This is a genomic window from Paenibacillus lentimorbus NRRL B-30488 (assembly GCF_000411595.1).
GTDB lineage: Bacteria > Bacillota > Bacilli > Bacillales > Bacillaceae > Bacillus > Bacillus velezensis.
In genome coordinates, this window is record NZ_ANAT01000030.1 from 20,034 (window position 1) to 38,844 (window position 18,811).

Here is an 18,811-nt window from a genome sequence, read left to right on the forward strand (position 1 = left end):
ACCCTCCCAAGTCGTTAATACTTGAAGTATATGGGCTTCTGAATAGATGTTTCAAGAAAAATCGGCAGGGATGAGATGAATAATCAAGCGCTTTCACAAAAAATGATGCAGAATGTGCTGTTCACCGATCGGGCCGATCCTGCGCCGCCCTTTGTCAATAAAACCGGAAGACCGGTACAGGTTCTTTGCACGTTGATTGCGATGGTTTACAGCAAGCACGATTTCATCACACCAAGGAAAATAATTTGCGACAAAAGCGGGGAGCTGCAGCATCGCTTGTTTGGCATAACCTTTTCCCTGATGCGGCGCATGTAATGACAGCGCACTCAGCAAAATGGCAGACACATTGTTCGAATACGGGGCAATGGTTTCTTTTGAGGTATGTAAAATAAAAAAACCGACGGGACGGTCTTCTTTTAAAATGACTGTCGGGTAGCGATCCCGGATGACAAGCGCCTGCGGCAGGACATCTATCGGCAGAGCTGTGAACTTTTTATCTTCTTCACTCAGCACAAACCCGTTCAGCCCGTCTGCATGCTCCGGTTTATAAAAGGACAGGGCTACATCCATGATATCTACTCTCCTTTTTTATAATTGATCCAATTCATCTTCTGATAGAACACGGCAGCCTGCCCGTTTTAAAAGAGCGGAAGTGATGCCGTCTCCGAGTATTTTTTTCCTGAGAAAGTGCCGTCATAGATAAAGCTGCTGCCGCAGGACGGACTGTTTTCTTTAAGGATGACCGTTGCGGCGCCTATTTCTTTTGCGTATGCTAACGTTTTTTCCGCGCCGTCCATATATAAAGCTGTAACGTCTTCGCCTGATGCCGTTACGATTCTTGCCGTTCCGTTCAGCACGTCTTCACCCGTGCCGCCGATGATTTCCGCCGGTTCGCGGGGAGTGGTGAAGCCGCCCAAAAGTTCGGGGCAGACCATAACAGCTTTCTTTTCTTCTACGAGTCTGCGGATTTTTTCCGAAGCGGCGTGAGAGCCGTTATATCTGCATTCGATACCGCCGAGACAAGAGCTGACTAAGATCATCTGTGTCCATTCCCTTCAATATTTTGATACTTTCATCATAAATGAAATAAGAGAGGAGGGATGAGTTTTTCAGTTAAAAAACGGGTAAAAAGTTTGAAAATAAAAAAATAATTTTTCTCTTTACAAATGGGGTACAACCTGTATATAATAACTTTTGTCAGCTCGACGCGGACACAACGGCCCGTTGGTCAAGCGGTTAAGACACCGCCCTTTCACGGCGGTAACACGGGTTCGAATCCCGTACGGGTCATATGGAGGATTAGCTCAGCTGGGAGAGCATCTGCCTTACAAGCAGAGGGTCGGCGGTTCGAGCCCGTCATCCTCCACCATATTTGCCGGTCTAGCTCAATTGGTAGAGCAACTGACTTGTAATCAGTAGGTTGGGGGTTCAAGTCCTCTGGCCGGCACTGTTTTCCAAAAAATACGGAGGGGTAGCGAAGTGGCTAAACGCGGCGGACTGTAAATCCGCTCCCTCAGGGTTCGGCAGTTCGAATCTGCCCCCCTCCACCATTTTTTGGGCTATAGCCAAGCGGTAAGGCAACGGACTTTGACTCCGTCATGCGTTGGTTCGAATCCAGCTAGCCCAGTATCAGACACCTTTTGCATAAAGGTGTCTTTTTTTTATCAGCATTTTGTTTCGATTTTTGATTGTTCATCAGATATACTATTTTTAAGCTGCTGTTAAGGCAGTATATTCTGTATTTTCCATCTACACCCTGCCTGAAATTTGGTAAAATAAATGTAATAAAAAAATGAAACCTTTTAAAACAATCAACGTATAGATACAGACCGGTGAAGGGCAGAGGTAAGATAAAACATGGAAAACCTGATTAAAAAAAGAATCAAGCAAGTCAAAAAAGGCGATCAAAATGCGTTTGCAGAAATCGTTGACCTTTATAAAGATAAGATTTACCAGCTTTGCTACCGCATGCTCGGCAATGTTCACGAAGCGGAAGATATTGCGCAGGAAGCTTTTATCAGAGCGTATGTCAATATCGACAGTTTCGATATCAACAGAAAGTTTTCAACGTGGCTTTACAGAATTGCGACCAACCTGACCATTGACCGCATCCGCAAGAAAAAGCCTGATTACTATCTGGACGCAGAAGTAGCGGGAGCAGAAGGGCTGACGATGTATTCGCAGATCGCCGCGGACGGGGTTCTCCCTGAAGACGCCGTATTGTCATTGGAGCTGTCGGACACAATTCAGAAAAAGATTTTAAAGCTGCCGGACAAGTACAGAACAGTTATTGTATTAAAGTATATTGACGAACTCTCTTTAATTGAAATCGGGGAGATTCTGAATATCCCTGTCGGCACCGTCAAGACAAGGATACACAGAGGCAGAGAGGCTCTTAGAAAACAATTGAGGGATCTTTAAGTGGGGTGATGAAATGAGCTGTCCTGAACAGATTGTGCAGCTTATGCATAAGCATCTTGATGGAGATATCCTTCCTGAAGATGAAAACGTATTAAAACAACATTTGCAGTCATGCGGGAATTGCAAACGGCATTTTCATGAAATGGAGAAATCCGTAGCACTCGTCCGAAGCACATCGCATGTCACGGCCCCTGCTGATTTTACTGCCAAAGTTATGGCGAATCTTCCAAAAGAGAAAAAACGCGCTTCTGTAAAACGATGGATCAAAACTCATCCGATGATTGCAGCCGCAGCGGTTTTTGTGATTTTAATGGGCGGCGGTTTTTTCAACAGCTGGCATAATGACCACAATTTCAGTGTGTCCAAACAGCCGAACCTTGTCGTGCAGAATCACACGGTCACCGTCCCTGAAGGCGAGACCGTAAAGGGCGATGTCACAGTAAAAAACGGCAAGCTGTTCATTGAAGGAAAAGTCGACGGCAATGTGACCGTCGTCAACGGAGAAAAATACATGGCCTCAGCCGGACAAGTCACCGGGCAGATTGAAGAGATTAACCAATTGTTTGACTGGGTCTGGTACGAACTGAAATCGGCGGGCCAGGGCGTCGTAAGCGCTTTGGACCCGAATGAAGATGAGTAAAGCGTATAATCGCTTTACTCTTTTTTTATGCATCGCCGTGCTGGCCCATTTCACTTGAGAAATCAAAATGTGGTATAATGAGCACGCTATATGATGTACATATTGCTCATGCAGCACAATTCATAACGGAAAAAACGAAATGACTGAATTCTTGGAGGACGAGGAAATGGCTTTTGAGGACATCCCATTTTTGCAATACCTCGGCAATGCCGTTGATATTCTCCTTGTTTGGTATGTGATATATAAATTAATCATGGTCATACGCGGGACGAAGGCGGTTCAGCTTTTAAAAGGAATCGTCGTCATCGTATTGGTCCGAATGGCCAGTTCATATTTGGGACTCAGCACGCTTCAGTGGCTGATGGACCAAGCGATAACATGGGGATTTTTAGCGATCATCATTATATTCCAGCCTGAGCTGAGACGGGCGCTTGAACAGCTCGGACGGGGCCGGTTCTTTTCCAGGAGCGGAACCCCCGTGGAGGAAGCGCAGCATAAGACAATTGAAGCGATTACAAAATCGATCAGCTACATGGCGAAACGCCGCATCGGCGCACTCATCGCCATTGAGCGCGATACGGGAATGGGCGATTATATTGAGACGGGCATCCCGCTTAATGCGCAGGTCAGCTCGGAGCTTTTGATTAATATCTTCATCCCGAATACACCGCTGCATGATGGAGCGGTCATTATGAAAAATAACGAGATTGCGGCGGCAGCCTGTTATCTGCCGCTTTCTGAAAGCCCGTTTATTTCAAAGGAGCTGGGGACACGTCACAGAGCGGCTGTCGGCATCAGTGAAGTGACGGACAGCTTAACCATTATTGTATCTGAAGAGACGGGCGCCATCAGTGTGGCCAAAAACGGAGACCTTCACAGAGAATTGACGGAAGAAGAACTGAAAGAAATGCTTGAAGCCGAGTTTAAGAAGAACGCCAGAGACACTTCTTCTAACCGCTGGTACTGGAGGGGCAAGAAAAATGGATAAATTCTTAAACAACCGCTGGGCTGTAAAGATCATTGCATTGCTCTTGGCGCTGCTGCTTTACGTTGCGGTTAACAACAACCAGGCGCCGACTCCGAAAAAGCCGGGGGAATCCTTTTTTCCGACATCAACGACTGACGAGGCTACGCTTACTGATATTCCTGTAAAAGCATACTATGATGAAGCGAACTATGTCGTCACCGGCGTGCCCCAGACCGTAAATGTCACGATTAAAGGCTCGACAAGCGCGGTGAAAAAGGCGAGACAGACGAAGAATTTTGAGATATACGCCGATATGAATAAGCTGAAAACCGGGACTCATAAGGTCGAATTGAAGGCGAAAAACGTATCGGACGGACTGACGATCTCCATTAACCCGTCAGTCACGACGGTTACGATTCAGGAAAAAACAGCTGAGAGTTTTCCCGTGGAAGTTGAATACTACAATAAAAGCAAAATGAAAAAGGGATATACCCCTCAGCAGCCGATTATCAGCCCGAAAAACGTGCAGATTACAGGGTCGAAAAATGTGATTGATAACATTTCACTTGTCAAAGCATCTGTGAACCTTGAAAATGCAAATGAGACCATTGAAAAGGAAGTGAAGGTGACCGTCTATGACAAAGACGGCAACGCACTTCCTGTTGATGTTGAACCGTCAGTCATTAAAGTGACGGTTCCCGTAGCCAGTCCGAGTAAAAAGCTTCCTTTCAAAATTGAAAGGAAGGGAAGTCTTCCGGACGGGGTGAGCGTTGCGAGCATTGACTCGAACCCGAGTGAGGTGACGGTTTACGGCCCGCAGGATGTGCTGGATTCACTTGAATTTATTGACGGCGTATCTCTTGATTTAGGCAAAATTGATAAAGATACCGATATCAATGCCGATATCCCGCTTCCTAAGGGTGTCACTAAGGTATCACCGGAAAAAATCACGCTTCATGTTAAAGTGGACAGTGAAGACAAAAAGGATTTTGACAATGTCGCAATCAAGACGGTCGGACTGGGAGGCTCACAGCAGATTGAGTTTCTCGACCCTGAATCGCAGGCGATAAATATTACGGCCAAAGGCTCTCCCGCCAACATTAAGGCGCTGAAAAAGTCGGACATTGAACTGTATGCCAATGTCTCGGACTTGGATGACGGAGAGCACTCTGTAAAGCTTGAAGTAAACGGCCCGCAAAACGTCACATGGTCCCTGTCAAAAGACACGGTTAAGATCAAGCTGACTTCTAGGAAAAACACAAGTTCAAATAAAAATGACGGCGGCTCCGCTGATTCCGGCAATAAGAACGGCACAAGCGGAGACGCAGACAAAGACAAGAGCAAGAACCGGGAAGACGACACTGACAGCGATCAGAATAAAAGTCAAAACCAGGATCAAAATCAAGACCAGGATGAAGACGGATCAAGCGCTGATTCTTCTTCAACAGAATGAAAAAGGAGCGATACAAAATGGGCAAGTATTTTGGAACAGATGGTGTAAGAGGTGTTGCCAACAGCGAGCTTACGCCAGAGCTGGCCTTTAAAGTGGGGCGTTTTGGCGGTTATGTCCTGACCAAAGATAAGCAGCGCCCGAAAGTGCTGATCGGCCGTGATACACGTATCTCCGGACATATGCTGGAGGGAGCCCTTGTCGCCGGACTTTTATCGATCGGAGCTGAAGTGATGCGCCTCGGCGTTATTTCTACGCCGGGGGTATCCTATTTAACGAAAGCCATGGATGCTGAGGCGGGCGTCATGATCTCCGCTTCTCACAACCCCGTACAGGATAACGGAATTAAATTTTTCGGAGGGGACGGCTTTAAGCTTTCTGATGAGCAGGAGGCCGAGATTGAACGTCTCATGGATGAACCGGAAGATAAGCTGCCGAGACCGACAGGCGCGGACCTCGGGCTTGTGAACGATTATTTTGAAGGCGTTCAAAAGTATCTGCAATTTTTAAAGCAGACGGCGGACGAAGATTTTACGGGCATTCATGTAGCGCTTGACTGCGCCCATGGTGCGACATCTTCCATTGCGACGCACCTTTTTGCCGATCTCGATGCTGACGTATCTACAATGGGGACGTCTCCGAACGGATTAAACATTAATGATGGCGTCGGTTCTACACACCCGGAAGCGCTGAGTGCTTTCGTCAAAGAAAAAACGCCGATATCGGCCTTGCGTTTGACGGAGACGGCGACCGCCTCATTGCCGTTGATGAAAAAGGAAACATCGTCGACGGCGATCAGATCATGTACATATGCGCGAAGTATTTGAAATCAGAAGGCCGTCTGAAGGATGATACCGTCGTATCGACCGTGATGAGCAACCTCGGTTTCTACAAAGCGCTTGAAAAAGAAGAAATCAAAAGCGTTCAAACGGCAGTCGGCGACCGCTATGTCGTAGAAGCGATGAAAAAAGACGGCTATAATGTCGGCGGCGAGCAGTCAGGGCACCTTATTTTCCTTGATTACAACACTACCGGCGACGGTCTTTTGTCCGCGATCATGCTTGTGAATACGCTGAAGGCGTCCGGCAAAACCCTTTCAGAACTTGCGGATGAAATGAAAAAATTCCCGCAGCTCTTAGTGAACGTGAAAGTGACGGATAAATATAAGGTAGAAGAAAACGCTAAGGTGAAGGCCGTTATTTCTGAAGTGGAAAAAGAAATGAACGGAGACGGCCGGATTTTAGTGCGCCCGTCAGGCACCGAACCGCTCGTACGCGTGATGGCGGAAGCGAGAACAAAAGAGCTTTGTGACGAATATGTCACAAAAATCGTGGATGTCGTGCGGACAGAAATGGGAGCGGAGTAGCGAAGTTTATAAGCAGAGAGCGAACAAGACAAGTGCGATCAGCATAAAATGATAGTAAACATGATGCCGGGGCGGCAAAAAATAATTGACCGTCCTTGGCACATGCTGTAAAATCAAGCTTGTTCAGCCTTTGTTTTTCACTTGCAGGAAAGGCGGGATTGTTTGCATCTTTTATAATTACAGCGCCCGAACTAAGCGCCCGAAAAACGGCTTAGTTGACGAGGATGGAGGTTATCGAATTTTCGGCGGATGCCTCCCGGCTGATTCATTTAGATCACAGCCGTAAGGATTTCTTCAAACCGGAGGGGCGACTCTCCGAACAAAGGGAAATCACATGATCTTCCAAAAAAACATGTGGGAGGGGACGATTGAAAGTCCCCTTGTAATTTGACTTTCTTCGTCTCCTTTTACACCTTTAGGAGGAAGAAAATATGTGTGGAATTGTAGGTTACATCGGTCAGCTTGATGCGAAAGAGATTTTGTTAAAAGGATTAGAGAAGCTTGAGTACCGCGGCTATGACTCTGCCGGTATCGCTGTGGCGAATGAGCAGGGCGTGCATGTGTACAAAGAAAAAGGCCGCATCGCCGACCTTCGTGAAGTGGTGGATCACACGGTTGAATCTCAAGCGGGAATCGGCCATACACGCTGGGCGACTCACGGCGAACCAAGCTTCCTGAACGCTCACCCGCATCAAAGCGCACTCGGCCGCTTTACACTTGTTCATAACGGTGTGATCGAGAACTATGTTCAGCTGAAGCGCGAATATCTTGAAAACGTTGAACTGAAAAGCGACACGGACACTGAAGTAGTCGTTCAAATGATCGAGCAATTTGTGGCGGGAGGACTCAGCACAGAAGAAGCGTTCCGCAAAACACTGACTCTGTTAAAAGGCTCTTACGCAATTGCATTATTTGACGGTGAAAACACAGACACCATTTACGTTGCAAAAAACAAAAGCCCTCTGTTAATCGGTCTTGGAGATACGTTTAACGTCGTGGCATCTGACGCGATGGCTATGCTTCAAGTAACGAATGAATACGTTGAGCTTTTGGACAAAGAAATGGTGATCGTGACAAAAGACGAAGCCGTGATTAAAAACCTTGACGGTGAAGTCATGACACGTGCGTCTTATATCGCTGAGCTTGACGCCAGTGATATCGAAAAAGGCACATACCCTCACTACATGTTAAAAGAAACGGATGAGCAGCCGCTTGTTATGCGCAAAATCATCCAAACGTATCAGGACGAAAACGGCAGACTGGCCGTGGCGGGCGATGTCGCTGACGCCGTGGCGGAAGCGGACCGCATTTATATCGTGGCTTGCGGAACGAGCTACCACGCCGGTCTTGTCGGGAAACAATATATTGAAATGTGGGCAAACGTACCGGTTGAAGTGCATGTAGCGAGTGAATTCTCTTACAACATGCCGCTTCTGTCTAAGAAGCCGCTCTTTATCTTCCTTTCTCAAAGCGGAGAAACAGCGGACAGCCGCGCTGTGCTTGTTCAAGTCAAAGCGCTGGGTCACAAAGCGCTGACGATTACAAACGTTCCGGGATCAACGCTTTCCCGTGAAGCGGATTACACATTGCTTCTGCACGCAGGCCCTGAGATCGCCGTGGCATCAACAAAAGCGTATACGGCTCAGATTGCCGTCCTCGCGATCGTTGCGTCCGTTGCAGCAGAACGCAACGGCGTTGATATCGGTTTTGATTTGGTCAAAGAATTAGGTATCGCGGCAAATGCCATGGAAGCTCTCTGCGACCAGAAGGACGAAATGGAAATGATTGCGCGTGAGTACCTGACTGTTTCAAGAAACGCTTTCTTCATCGGCCGCGGCCTTGACTACTTCGTATGTGTCGAAGGCGCCCTGAAGCTGAAAGAGATTTCTTACATCCAGGCGGAAGGCTTCGCCGGCGGCGAGCTGAAGCACGGAACAATCGCTCTGATTGAAGAAGGAACACCGGTCTTTGCGCTTGCGACACAAGAACACGTCAACCTGAGCATCCGCGGAAACGTGAAGGAAGTCGCAGCCCGCGGCGCCAACACTTGCATCATCTCGCTGAAAGGCTTAGAAGACGCAGACGACAGATTCATCCTGCCGGAAGTCAACCCTGCGCTTGCTCCGCTGGTTTCTGTTGTGCCATTGCAGCTGATCGCTTACTACGCTGCACTGCACCGCGGCTGTGACGTTGATAAACCGCGCAACCTTGCGAAGAGTGTGACTGTGGAATAGGAATAAATAATTCACGGTAAACTTAAAATATAGTCGGAAAGTTTGACCCCTCTGGTTTTAGATAAACCAGAGGGGTTTTTAGTATGAAAATAAGAAGTGTTCGCCTGTTGATAAACTGAAGAATTTTATATTTATAAAGAAATCCCCATATATATATTGAAAAGAAGTAACGCCTATTTTATAATATAAATATATTCCAGTTTAAACCCATAAATGTAACCATTAGTAAAGAATGGTAGCGATCAATTATTGGTTTTTGAATAAGTATTTGTTTGGTGTTTTATTCCCATGTCTGATTACTTTTTAGGACATACTTCACTCTTGAACGGGCTACTCAATTAGACAATAAATCTGTTATCTGATGAGACTACATATATAGATTATAGAATACACATTTTCTTTTCCAGCATGTAAGTCACCTCCAGCAGTTTTCATCATGAATATCCCATTATATAAACCTAATCAATCGATTACACTTCCATATTATGCTTAGAACTTTAAAATCCCTTTTGTATTTGCCGGCTCCTGATCCATTATGAATACCTAGACTAGATATGAAAATCACAACATTTTTGCAATAATCCGGTTCAATTCTTAAAAAAGTCCTGACAACAATGATAGGAGTGGAATGATGTCAAATCTTTTAGAAATCAGAAACATCAGCAAATCTTTTGGTCATAAAGCTGTTTTAAAGGATGTTACATTCAATGTGCCTGCCGGATCCATTGTCGGTTTTATCGGTGATAACGGCGCAGGCAAATCAACAACATTTAAAACGATATTAGGGTTAATCTCTCAAGATAGAGGAAAAGTGAAAATCTTTGGTGAGGAGAATCTGGATAAACATATAAAGTTTAAAGAAGATATTGGGGTCGTATTTGATGCGATGAATCTGCCCGCGCACCTTACGATAAAGCAGCTGAATCATGTATTTAAGAAACTATTCGACGCTTGGGACCAAGATCATTTTTACCGGTTGGTTCATTCTTTCTCTTTACCTATGGACAAAAAAGTGAATACATTCTCGCGCGGCATGTCAATGAAGTTATCCGTAGCTGTTGCTTTGTCGCATAATGCAAAATTATTACTTCTGGATGAAGCAACGGGAGGGCTTGATCCTTCTTCAAGAGATGATCTGTTAAATGAATTAAAAAGCTTTGTGAGTAAAAGCAACGGCGGTATTTTACTTTCATCGCACATTATGACTGATGTCGAGAAGATAGCCAGCCATATCATTATTATGAAAGATGGCGAAATTTTATTAAATGAAGAGAAAGATAAGGTTCTTGAAAGCTATACCGTTATAGATGTTGATGAAGGCCAATTGGCTGAGCTTGACGAAGATATCGTTCTAGCAAAAAGGAATCATGGATCTTATTGGAGTGTGCTTGTATCGGATCAACAGAAGTTGCCGAATGGCGTAACGGCCAACACCATTTCCATAGAAGAAATCAGCGTCTTTTTAACGAGGAGTGAAAACATTGAGAGGTCTGTTACTGACTAACTATTACTTGGTTTATCGGAGTTTCTTTGCATACACAGGGTTGGCCATATTGGTATCAGCAGTCATTTTTTATTTTGGGGATGCTTCAATGCATCGTTTTGTTGCTATGCTGATTATTTTGTTTGTCGTTATGCCCGCACTTGAGGTTATAAAGTATGAGAGCAAGTCTGGCTATGACAGGTATGTCCTGACTTTACCGGTCAGCAGAACAAATATTGTTCAAAGTCACTATTTCTTTTATCTTTTGATTGTTGTGATCGGAGCTGTAATATCTTATGGTATTTTCGTTGTATACAGCCTGGGTTCTGATGAACCAATTGACGGCATATTTAATATTGTCTCTTTTGGAACGTTCATCGTTCTCTTTGCCGGTGCAATCGTTTATCCTCTTCTCTACATGATAGGCCCGGAAAAATCCGATGCTATCGTGATTGGAGGGGCAATGGGGGGACTTTTTGCTACCTTTGGATTGCAAAGTGTCGTTGGGTATGTAGCAGAACAAGTACCGCTGTCATTTTTGCACATAAATCCTTCTTTATATGTCCCGATTATATATCTCATGATCGGCGTTATCTTATATATCATTTCATTTTTCATTGCCTCAGCTATATATCATAAAAAAGAATTTTAGCAGCGTGTTTAATGATTTTATGCTGTGACAACAGGATAAGGCATGGCACGGGCTCATAAATTCACTTTAACTCCAAGGAGACAGCCGCCCGCACAATGGGCGGCTGTTCTTCTAATTAAAACTGCGTTGTCACATCGTACTCATAATCAATCTTCAATTTCACATTTTTCATAGCCGATTTTGCTTGCGAGTGTGTTGTATTTAAAATTCCAGATGCTTGAGACTGAGAGGTTATCTTCCAGTGTGATATCGTAATTTCCTTGAGTGGAGCTGTTTGCGAGTGCGCGGTGCCACACTTTATTTTCTTCTGACATTATGCAGTGTCTTGTGTTTCCTTGACTTGGTATTTGAGTCGCGGCGGTGCTGATTCTTTTCACTATGGCGTCTTTTGGAATGCTTGTCTGTTTGGTTAAGTCGAGCCTGAGAACAGTTGAATCTGATCCATTCGGACTGAGGTTTGTATTTCCTTTATTTTCAGCCGTGCCGCTGAATGAGAAGGTCTCGCTTCCGGTTTTGATTCGATCGTAAATGGAGAGTGTAAAGTATATATCGTCAGTGTATGAGCCTCGGGACACTTTTACGTAGAACGTCTCGTTGTTTTCTTTCGCATCTGTAATGGCATAGATAAAAGGAAGCGGCGTATCAGGGTTTATCACTTCTGTGCCTTTACTGATCAGCACTTTGTTTTTATTATAAATTTCAAAACTCATTCCCTTGTATTCACTTCTTGTTGAGCTCCTGACATAGAGTCTTTCTCCCTTATTTGCCGTGAAAGTGAAGTACGATTCTTTTCCCCTTCCGGCAATATGGCAGTATCAATATTTTTATATTTCCAGTAGCCTACTGGATTGGCAGTTTCAAATGAGTGATTTCCTGTAATAGCGCTTATTTGTGATGAGTTCTTTTGAGACGCAGAGGCTGAAGGTGCAATCAATACGCCTGATAATACGATTGCACTGACAAATAGTATAGATATATACTTTTTCATGGAAAAATCCCCCTTTTTGACTACATCATACATAAAAACTCCCGTGATGTAAATATTTGTTATTTTAGGTTAAAATCAACTGGAAAACAGCCGATACAAACACTAGAACATTATCTCAAGCGGAGGTTAAAAACATGCGCCTAAACGCTCGTTATATAAAAAATCAAATAATGGCTCAGCAAGCGCTTCAGCGGTATTCTTCCAAAACAAATGTGAAAGATGCGGCAAAAGGGCCGGACAGCTTATTGATTCAGGCAAGCGGCACCCGCGATCTCAGCCAGGTGAATTATTCAAGGAGCGGTGTCACTGAGAAAGGGAGCAGTCTGTCCCGTTTATATCAATCCGCAAATCAGAAAACGATTACGGATAATGGGAATGAGACGGTAATAGACGCTAATAATCCGTATGAGTCTGAGAGTGATATTGCGAGCAAGATTCTTGATGAGAAATACAGCCGTATCAATGAAATCAATAAACGAAAACCAGATCCTTTGCATTATATTAAGGACAAATACCAGCGTGCCGATTCACCTTATTTCAGAAGTGATTTATCAGAATCGGAGCGTCAGGCTGCTTATCATAATGAAACGGAATGGCTGTTTAAGGGGAAAGCCCAGAGCTATGATTTCCGTGATGCGGCGTTTCGGGGTGAAACGCTCAACGGAGAGATTCAAGGAGAAAATGAAAAGGTGTTTCAGAGAGGGCAGGTCAATCAGCAAATCGGTGTGCTTTTTCATCGGAATCATATTCAGATTCCGGAGGGTGCGAATCTTACATTTACGATATCACCGATTGATTATCTGTTAAAAGTGAGCGGGATTGACGATAAAGAGCTCACTCAGCAGATTGAAGCCGTCTTAAACTCCGGGGAAAACAGCAAAGAGCTGTTTGCGCACATCATTCGCAGCCGGAGTGATGACTCCTCGCAGTTTACGCCGGAAACATATGAGAAATATCAAGTCGTTCGGGAAATGTATGAGGTGACCGGCTATCATCTGAAAGACTTGCAGATCGTGGACGGAAAGTACGTCACAGAAGACGGCCGTGACCTTTTAGACGTCTATAAGGAAGCGCTGCAGCACGATCCTTTGCTGAAACATACGGCGGCAGAAGCGGCCGCCCATTACGGACAGGGGCTCACGAAGCTTGCGAGAACGGGTTATGACGCCATTCCTGATTTGGTGCTGTCCATTGAGTATAAAAACGGATCTCTGCGTGATGCCGGTCAAAGCAGGCAATACGGATCTGGGGATACAGATTGGCTTTCTGAATGGAAACGGGAGCTGGGTGTGCGTATATAAAATGAGAAAAAAGCTGCCGTCAGCTTTTCTTTATGTGTTTTCTTAAAACTCCTCATACTCCGCCGGGTCTTGGCCGTTTATGCGTCCGTCGGGGCGGGTAAGCGAGTCGATGATGTTCATGTCGTTTTCATCAAGGGAGAAATCAAAAACAGAGATGTTTTCAAGCTGGCGCTCGGGCGATGCTGATTTTGGAATCGGGATGGCGCCCAGCTGGATATGCCAGCGCAAAATGACTTGAGAAATGGTTTTGCCGTATTTGTCCGCAATCTGTCCGAGTTTTTGATCGTTTAATACTTCACCGGCGCGGGATAACGGGCTCCATGATTCTGTCACGATGCCCCGTTCTTCGTGCCATTGGCGCTGCTGCTGCTGATTAAAAGCGGGATGCAGTTCAATTTGGTTGATGCCTGGCTTTATACCGGTTTCACGTTCGAGCCGTTCGATATGCTCAGGCAGGAAATTGCAGACGCCGATGGATCGGATCAGGCCCCATTTTTTCGCATCAATCAGTGCCTGCCATGCTTCCGTGTAGCGGTCTTGTTTCGGATTCGGCCAATGGACGAGATACAGGTCATAGTAGTCCAGACCGGCGCGGTATAAAGATTCTTGGATGGTTTGTACAGCTTTGTCATAGTCATGGTAGCGCCCGGGCAGCTTGGACGTCACGTATAGCTGTTCTCTCGGAACAGAGCTTCTGCGGATGGCTTCTCCGACCGTCCCTTCATTTTCATAGTTATAAGCGGTATCAATCAGACGGTAGCCGATATCAATGGCGCTGGTAATGGCATGAACGCCATTGTTTCCATTAAGAGCGTATGTACCGAAGCCGATCGCAGGAATGCTTGTCCCATCCAGCAGTTTCTTTTGCGGAATTGCTCCAGTCATCATTAAATCCCTCCTTGTTTTCTACTTTACCATTATTCTTACAAATGAAACATAATAATGGAAGGAAATGAGATGATCCGCACATGAAAAAAGCTGACGGAGAACCGCCGGCTTTAAATTTGAAACATCCATGCTACGACAGGGCCGAAGACCGACCCTAACACGGCGCAGAGCGTCATGGAAACAGAACTCATGGAGACCGTTAATTCTCCGTACTCCATTGCTTTTGAGGTGCCGAGCGCATGGGAGGCGCTCCCGAATGCAATTCCCTTCCCGAGTGAGCTGCGGATGCGGATCCACTTGAGAAGCAGCGGTCCTAAGATAACGCCGGAAAACCCTGCGATCATGACGAACACGACTGTCATGGAAGGGACACCGCCGATACCGGACGCAATCTGTATGGCGACAGGCGTCGTAATTGATTTTGGGATAATTGACAAAATCAAACTCCGGCTGATGCCGAACAGCTCTGCAAATAGCAGGCCGCTGACCATTCCGGAGAATAAACCGGCCAACACGCCGCCGATGATCGGAAACATATACTTGATTAACACCCGGCGCTGCTTATAAAGCGGGTATGCCAAAGCCACCACGGCGGGGCCGAGCAGTGAATTGATCCATTGTCCGCCGATCATATAGTCTTTATACGGAATATGAAAAACAAGCAGCACGGCGATAATGAAAATCGTAGTCGTCAAAACCGGTATGAGAAAGGGATATGGAAAGCGCACATATAATCTCACCATAGCCAGATAGGCGGCGGCCGTGAACAAAATTATAACGATTGCGATACATGCTTGCTGCACTTCTTTTTCTCCTTTCTCTGATTGGCTTTATGCTCTAACAGCTGGCTGGCGTACCCTGCGGCGATCATTGTGACGATGGTGCTCAGCACGATGATCAGAAACAGAGCAGCCCCGCTGGCGGAAAACAGTGACGGGTAATTGATGACGCCCGTCATGGCCGGAATGAATAAGAGCGGAAGAAAAGACAGCAAAAATCCGGCTCCGTCTTCAATCATTTTGACGGGAATGATCTTAACCGATAAACATATGATCAGCAGGATCAAACCGATGATGCTTCCGGGAATGGGCAGGTGAAAGAACTGCTGAACGGCTCCCCCGATAAAGGAAAATGCGAATAAAATAATGATTTGCAAGATGATGCGTATGACTTTCACGACAATGCTGTTCTTTGGAGAAGAGCAGCTTCCCCCTTTCTTGATGTTTCTATAAGTTTCTTTACTTTTGGCACATATATTTGTACTATACAAATATATGTATGCAAAATATTTCTATATGTTTTCTGAGTAAATGTGCATATGTTTGTATTATACAACTAATGTTGCTGTTGTCAATGTAAGGAGTGAGGCGTTTGTCAAAACAAGATCCGATTGAATTAATTGAATATGAGCTCACCACTTTTATCAGGAGAGCTGTTTATCTTGATAACTCCGACCGTAAAATCGGACATCTGGAAAGGGCTGCGTATTTGTTACTACGGCAGCTGGATGAATTCGGGCCTGCGCGTGTGAAGGAATTGGCCGAATCATTTAAGCTGGATATTTCTACATTGTCACGCCAGGCAGCGGCCTTGGAGTCGAAAGAGCTGATCCAGCGTTTTTCTGATCCTTCTGACGGGCGGGTCAGTCTGTTTGCGATTACGAAGCTTGGCAAACAGAGGTTAAAAGCTGATAAAAAGATGCGCCTTGAGCGGTATCATCGTATGCTTGACGATTGGTCCGGCGATGAAAAAGAAATGTTCGGCCGGCTTTTGCTGCGGCTGAATGAGGCATTTATCGATTAATGCATGATTTTTGCCGGGTTAAGCAGGATTATGGCGTATACAAGGGAGAATGGAAGAGAGTAAGGCTTTACGCCATTCTGCTTAGCAAAAATAATATTAATAGGGGGCGGAAAACGTTTCTCCTGGGAAATAATGTTTCTCGGAGGCTGCGGCATTTATTATCTCAATATTCATAATTCAATGAAAGTGAAAGCGCTTTATTTTTACTCCATTGGTTCAGAGTGCAAGGTGTTTGCCTGAAAAAAACAATTGTATTTTCCACGAAAATTTATTATGATGGAATAAGGAAATTGGAGATTATATAACGATAGGAAGATAGAATATTTCTAATATTGCGGGAAATGAAGATTGAGTTAGGTTCAACAGGTGCACCTTCTGCTTCATTATTTCACATATATCAGAGCTGTTAAGAGGAGGAAGCGAAGTGGCAAACAAAGAATTAAAGAGAGGCTTAGGCGCGCGTCATATACAGATGATTGCGCTGGGCGGCACGATCGGTGTCGGTTTATTCATGGGGTCATCCAGCACGATCGGATGGACAGGGCCGTCTGTCCTGCTGGCTTATGCGATCTCGGGTATCTTTATCTTTTTTATCATGCGTGCGATGGGCGAAATGCTCTATGTAGAGCCGAGTACAGGGTCGTTTGCGACATTCGGCCATAAGTATATACATCCGTTAGCCGGCTATATGACGGCGTGGAGCAACTGGTTTCAATGGGTGATCGTCGGGATGTCTGAAATTATCGCCGTCGGTTCGTATATGAAATATTGGTTTCCTGATCTGCCGGCATGGATTCCCGGCATTATCGCCATGGCCATTCTCGGTGCGGCGAATTTAATTTCAGTAAAATCTTTCGGAGAGTTTGAATTTTGGTTTGCCATGATCAAAATCGTCACCATTATTCTGATGATTGTGGCCGGAATCGGGATTATTTTCTTCGGTTTCGGTAACGGAGGGCATGCGATCGGATTATCTAATTTATGGTCGCACGGCGGTTTCTTTACAAATGGTTTTTCAGGATTTTTCTTTGCTTTGTCTTTGGTTGTTGCGGCCTATCAAGGGGTCGAGCTGATCGGAATTACGGCAGGGGAAGCGAAGGACCCGCAAAAAACGCTGCGAAGCGCGATTCAGAGCATTATCTGGCGGATTTTAATTTTCTACATCGGTGCGATTTTCGTGATCGTTACCGTATATCCGTGGAATGAGCTTCACTCACTCGGCAGTCCGTTTGTTTCGACATTTGCGAAAGTCGGGATTACGGCGGCGGCCGGTTTGATTAACTTTGTTGTGATTACCGCTGCGATGTCCGGATGCAACAGCGGGATATTCAGTGCGGGACGTATGCTTTATACGTTAGGCGTGAACGGACAGGCGCCGAAATTCTTTAAGAAAGTTTCTTCGAGCGGTGTGCCGATATTTGGTACGCTTGCGGTATTAATCGGACTTGTGATCGGTGTCGTGCTGAACTACATCGCGCCTCCGAAAATTTTTGTTTATGTGTACAGCGCGAGTGTGCTGCCGGGAATGATTCCGTGGTTCGTCATTTTAATCAGCCATCTCGGTTTCAGAAGAGCGAAGGGCGCTGAGCTTGATAAGCATCCGTTTAAAATGCCTTTTGCGCCGTTTACAAACTATTTGACGATCGCTTTCTTACTCATGGTATTGATCGGCATGTGGTTTAACAAAGATACGCGGATTTCTTTGGTTGTCGGGGTGATTTTCCTGGCGATTGTGACGGTCAGCTATTATGCGTTCGGTATCGGCAAGCGCATGCCTGGTGAAAAATCGAAAATAGAAGACGCTGTATAATTCAAAAAGACACCTCTCTTACAGGGGTGTCTTTTTCGGCTTGTCCGCGAGTGGTATACTGGTTAAAAAAAGCAGAACCGGGGGAAACATCGATGAGTCATTACCGTACGTTATTATTTGATATAGACAATACGCTGCTGGATTTTACCGCTTCAGAAACCGATGCTCTTCAAAAATTGTTTCAAGGTTCAAAGCTGGAGCTGACGGCAGAGGTGGAAGCCCGTTATAAAGCGTTAAATCAAGGGCTGTGGAAGGCGTTTGAAGAGGGGGAAATGACCCGCGATGAAGTGGTGAATACACGGTTTGCCCTTTTATTTAAAGAATACGGCCTCGAAGCCGACGGCGTGCTGATGAATCAGGCGTACCGCCAATACTTAGAAGAAGGGCACCAGATGATAGACGGAGCTTATGAGCTGATTGAACGGCTGAGTCCTTTATTTGATTTATACATCGTGACGAACGGCGTCTCAAGATCACAATATAAGCGGCTGGGCGACTCCGGTCTGTATCCGTTTTTTAAAGATGTGTTTGTATCTGAGGACACGGGTTTTCAAAAGCCGATGAAGGAATACTTTGATTATGTATTTGCGAGAATTCCCGGTTTTTCTGCCGGGCACGGTCTTATTATCGGCGATTCATTGAGCGCGGACATAAAAGGCGGTCAGATGGCGGGAATGGATACGTGCTGGTTTAATCCCGGAAAGAAAGCAAATGAGTCCGGGATCATCCCGACGTATGAAATTCATTCGCTTGATGAGCTGTATGATGTGCTGAACGTGGAGCGAAAAGCCGCCGCTCATCTGTAAGG

Annotated in this window: 15 protein-coding genes, 5 tRNA genes and 3 pseudogenes; 17 read left to right on the forward strand and 6 right to left on the reverse strand. The window is 45.5% G+C overall.

Annotated elements, in window-relative coordinates:
* Nucleotides 1–93 precede the first annotated feature (93 nt).
* Together D368_RS14940 and D368_RS14945 are read right to left on the reverse strand one after the other, a co-directional pair.
* Complete coding sequence (locus tag D368_RS14940) at nt 94–570, reverse strand: GNAT family N-acetyltransferase (RefSeq protein WP_014304238.1); 477 nt, start codon at nt 568–570, stop codon at nt 94–96.
* 18 nt (nt 571–588) lie between these two features.
* Nucleotides 589–1,040 (reverse strand): annotated as a pseudogene (locus tag D368_RS14945) (2-thiouracil desulfurase family protein).
* Between the two features lie 178 nt (nt 1,041–1,218).
* Here D368_RS14945 and D368_RS14950 point away from each other — a divergent pair.
* The 13 genes and pseudogenes from D368_RS14950 to D368_RS15010 all read left to right on the forward strand — a co-directional run bounded on the left by D368_RS14950 (nt 1,219) and on the right by D368_RS15010 (nt 11,213).
* Nucleotides 1,219–1,290 (forward strand) — tRNA-Glu (locus D368_RS14950).
* A 3-nt stretch (nt 1,291–1,293) separates the two neighbouring features.
* Nucleotides 1,294–1,369 (forward strand) — tRNA-Val (locus D368_RS14955).
* Between the two features lie 5 nt (nt 1,370–1,374).
* Nucleotides 1,375–1,447 (forward strand) — tRNA-Thr (locus D368_RS14960).
* Nucleotides 1,448–1,465: 18 nt separating this feature from the next.
* Nucleotides 1,466–1,550: transfer RNA gene (locus tag D368_RS14965), tRNA-Tyr, on the forward strand.
* 5 nt (nt 1,551–1,555) lie between these two features.
* Nucleotides 1,556–1,627, forward strand: a tRNA-Gln gene (locus D368_RS14970).
* A gap of 230 nt (nt 1,628–1,857) precedes the next feature.
* Nucleotides 1,858–2,421 (forward strand): RNA polymerase sigma factor SigW, encoded by a 564-nt coding sequence (gene sigW / locus D368_RS14975; protein WP_003156766.1) that lies wholly within the window; start codon nt 1,858–1,860, stop codon nt 2,419–2,421.
* A 13-nt stretch (nt 2,422–2,434) separates the two neighbouring features.
* On the forward strand, nt 2,435–3,061 hold the full coding sequence (gene rsiW, locus D368_RS14980) for an anti-sigma-W factor RsiW (protein ID WP_003156765.1): 627 nt from the start codon (nt 2,435–2,437) through the stop codon (nt 3,059–3,061).
* Nucleotides 3,062–3,227: 166 nt separating this feature from the next.
* Nucleotides 3,228–4,049 carry a diadenylate cyclase CdaA gene (gene cdaA, locus D368_RS14985; RefSeq protein ID WP_017419295.1) on the forward strand — a complete coding sequence of 274 codons (822 nt, stop codon included), beginning with the start codon at nt 3,228–3,230 and terminating at the stop codon, nt 4,047–4,049.
* The gene (gene cdaR, locus D368_RS14990; protein ID WP_071392186.1) at nt 4,042–5,481 is read left to right on the forward strand and encodes a CdaA regulatory protein CdaR; all 1,440 of its coding nucleotides are present in this window, start codon (nt 4,042–4,044) and stop codon (nt 5,479–5,481) included. The genes cdaA and cdaR overlap by 8 nt, the downstream gene beginning before the upstream one ends.
* 17 nt (nt 5,482–5,498) lie before the next feature.
* Nucleotides 5,499–6,844, forward strand: a pseudogene (gene glmM, locus D368_RS14995) (phosphoglucosamine mutase).
* A gap of 431 nt (nt 6,845–7,275) precedes the next feature.
* Nucleotides 7,276–9,078: a glutamine--fructose-6-phosphate transaminase (isomerizing) gene (gene glmS / locus D368_RS15000; protein WP_007609074.1), complete on the forward strand. Its 1,803-nt coding sequence runs from the start codon at nt 7,276–7,278 to the stop codon at nt 9,076–9,078.
* Nucleotides 9,079–9,709: 631 nt separating this feature from the next.
* A complete protein-coding gene (locus D368_RS15005) occupies nt 9,710–10,582 on the forward strand; it encodes an ABC transporter ATP-binding protein (protein WP_077721712.1) in 873 nt (290 codons plus the stop codon).
* On the forward strand, nt 10,560–11,213 hold the full coding sequence (locus D368_RS15010) for an ABC-2 transporter permease (protein WP_071392185.1): 654 nt from the start codon (nt 10,560–10,562) through the stop codon (nt 11,211–11,213). The genes D368_RS15005 and D368_RS15010 overlap by 23 nt, the downstream gene beginning before the upstream one ends.
* A gap of 115 nt (nt 11,214–11,328) precedes the next feature.
* Here D368_RS15010 and D368_RS15015 read toward each other — a convergent pair.
* Nucleotides 11,329–12,201 (reverse strand): annotated as a pseudogene (locus tag D368_RS15015) (hypothetical protein).
* Nucleotides 12,202–12,335: 134 nt separating this feature from the next.
* Between D368_RS15015 and D368_RS15020 the strand changes: the two are divergent.
* Nucleotides 12,336–13,502 (forward strand): DUF4885 family protein, encoded by a 1,167-nt coding sequence (locus tag D368_RS15020; protein WP_071392183.1) that lies wholly within the window; start codon nt 12,336–12,338, stop codon nt 13,500–13,502.
* Between the two features lie 42 nt (nt 13,503–13,544).
* On the opposite strand, the gene D368_RS15025 is transcribed toward D368_RS15020, so the two are convergent.
* The 3 genes from D368_RS15025 to D368_RS15035 form a co-directional block, all read right to left on the reverse strand.
* Entirely contained in the window at nt 13,545–14,390 is an 846-nt protein-coding gene (locus D368_RS15025; protein ID WP_128574944.1) for an aldo/keto reductase, read from the reverse strand.
* A gap of 110 nt (nt 14,391–14,500) precedes the next feature.
* Nucleotides 14,501–15,193, reverse strand: coding sequence for an LrgB family protein (locus D368_RS15030; protein ID WP_063636933.1), 693 nt, complete (start codon nt 15,191–15,193; stop codon nt 14,501–14,503).
* Nucleotides 15,163–15,567, reverse strand: a complete 405-nt coding sequence (locus D368_RS15035; RefSeq protein ID WP_003156751.1) for a CidA/LrgA family holin-like protein — start codon at nt 15,565–15,567, stop codon at nt 15,163–15,165. The genes D368_RS15030 and D368_RS15035 overlap by 31 nt, the downstream gene beginning before the upstream one ends.
* Nucleotides 15,568–15,761: 194 nt before the next feature.
* Here D368_RS15035 and D368_RS15040 point away from each other — a divergent pair, with 194 nt between their 5' ends.
* From D368_RS15040 to D368_RS15050, 3 genes are all read left to right on the forward strand, one after another.
* Complete coding sequence (locus D368_RS15040) at nt 15,762–16,193, forward strand: MarR family winged helix-turn-helix transcriptional regulator (RefSeq protein ID WP_003156749.1); 432 nt, start codon at nt 15,762–15,764, stop codon at nt 16,191–16,193.
* A gap of 424 nt (nt 16,194–16,617) precedes the next feature.
* On the forward strand, nt 16,618–18,003 hold the full coding sequence (locus tag D368_RS15045; protein ID WP_003156747.1) for an amino acid permease: 1,386 nt from the start codon (nt 16,618–16,620) through the stop codon (nt 18,001–18,003).
* 92 nt (nt 18,004–18,095) lie between these two features.
* A complete protein-coding gene (locus D368_RS15050; protein ID WP_044053412.1) occupies nt 18,096–18,809 on the forward strand; it encodes a YjjG family noncanonical pyrimidine nucleotidase in 714 nt (237 codons plus the stop codon).
* The last annotated feature ends 2 nt before the right edge of the window (nt 18,810–18,811 follow it).

Excerpts from the sequence above, each read along its gene's own strand:
- cdaR (WP_071392186.1), top strand. The coding sequence starts at position 4,042 with ATGGATAAATTCTTAAACAACCGCTGGGCTGTAAAGATCATTGCATTG.
- glmS (WP_007609074.1), top strand. The coding sequence starts at position 7,276 with ATGTGTGGAATTGTAGGTTACATCGGTCAGCTTGATGCGAAAGAGATT.
- D368_RS14940 (WP_014304238.1), bottom strand. The coding sequence starts at position 570 with ATGGATGTAGCCCTGTCCTTTTATAAACCGGAGCATGCAGACGGGCTG.
- sigW (WP_003156766.1), top strand. The coding sequence starts at position 1,858 with ATGGAAAACCTGATTAAAAAAAGAATCAAGCAAGTCAAAAAAGGCGAT.
- D368_RS15020 (WP_071392183.1), top strand. The coding sequence starts at position 12,336 with ATGCGCCTAAACGCTCGTTATATAAAAAATCAAATAATGGCTCAGCAA.
- rsiW (WP_003156765.1), top strand. The coding sequence starts at position 2,435 with ATGAGCTGTCCTGAACAGATTGTGCAGCTTATGCATAAGCATCTTGAT.
- D368_RS15005 (WP_077721712.1), top strand. The coding sequence starts at position 9,710 with ATGTCAAATCTTTTAGAAATCAGAAACATCAGCAAATCTTTTGGTCAT.
- cdaA (WP_017419295.1), top strand. The coding sequence starts at position 3,228 with ATGGCTTTTGAGGACATCCCATTTTTGCAATACCTCGGCAATGCCGTT.
- D368_RS15050 (WP_044053412.1), top strand. The coding sequence starts at position 18,096 with ATGAGTCATTACCGTACGTTATTATTTGATATAGACAATACGCTGCTG.
- D368_RS15025 (WP_128574944.1), bottom strand. The coding sequence starts at position 14,390 with ATGATGACTGGAGCAATTCCGCAAAAGAAACTGCTGGATGGGACAAGC.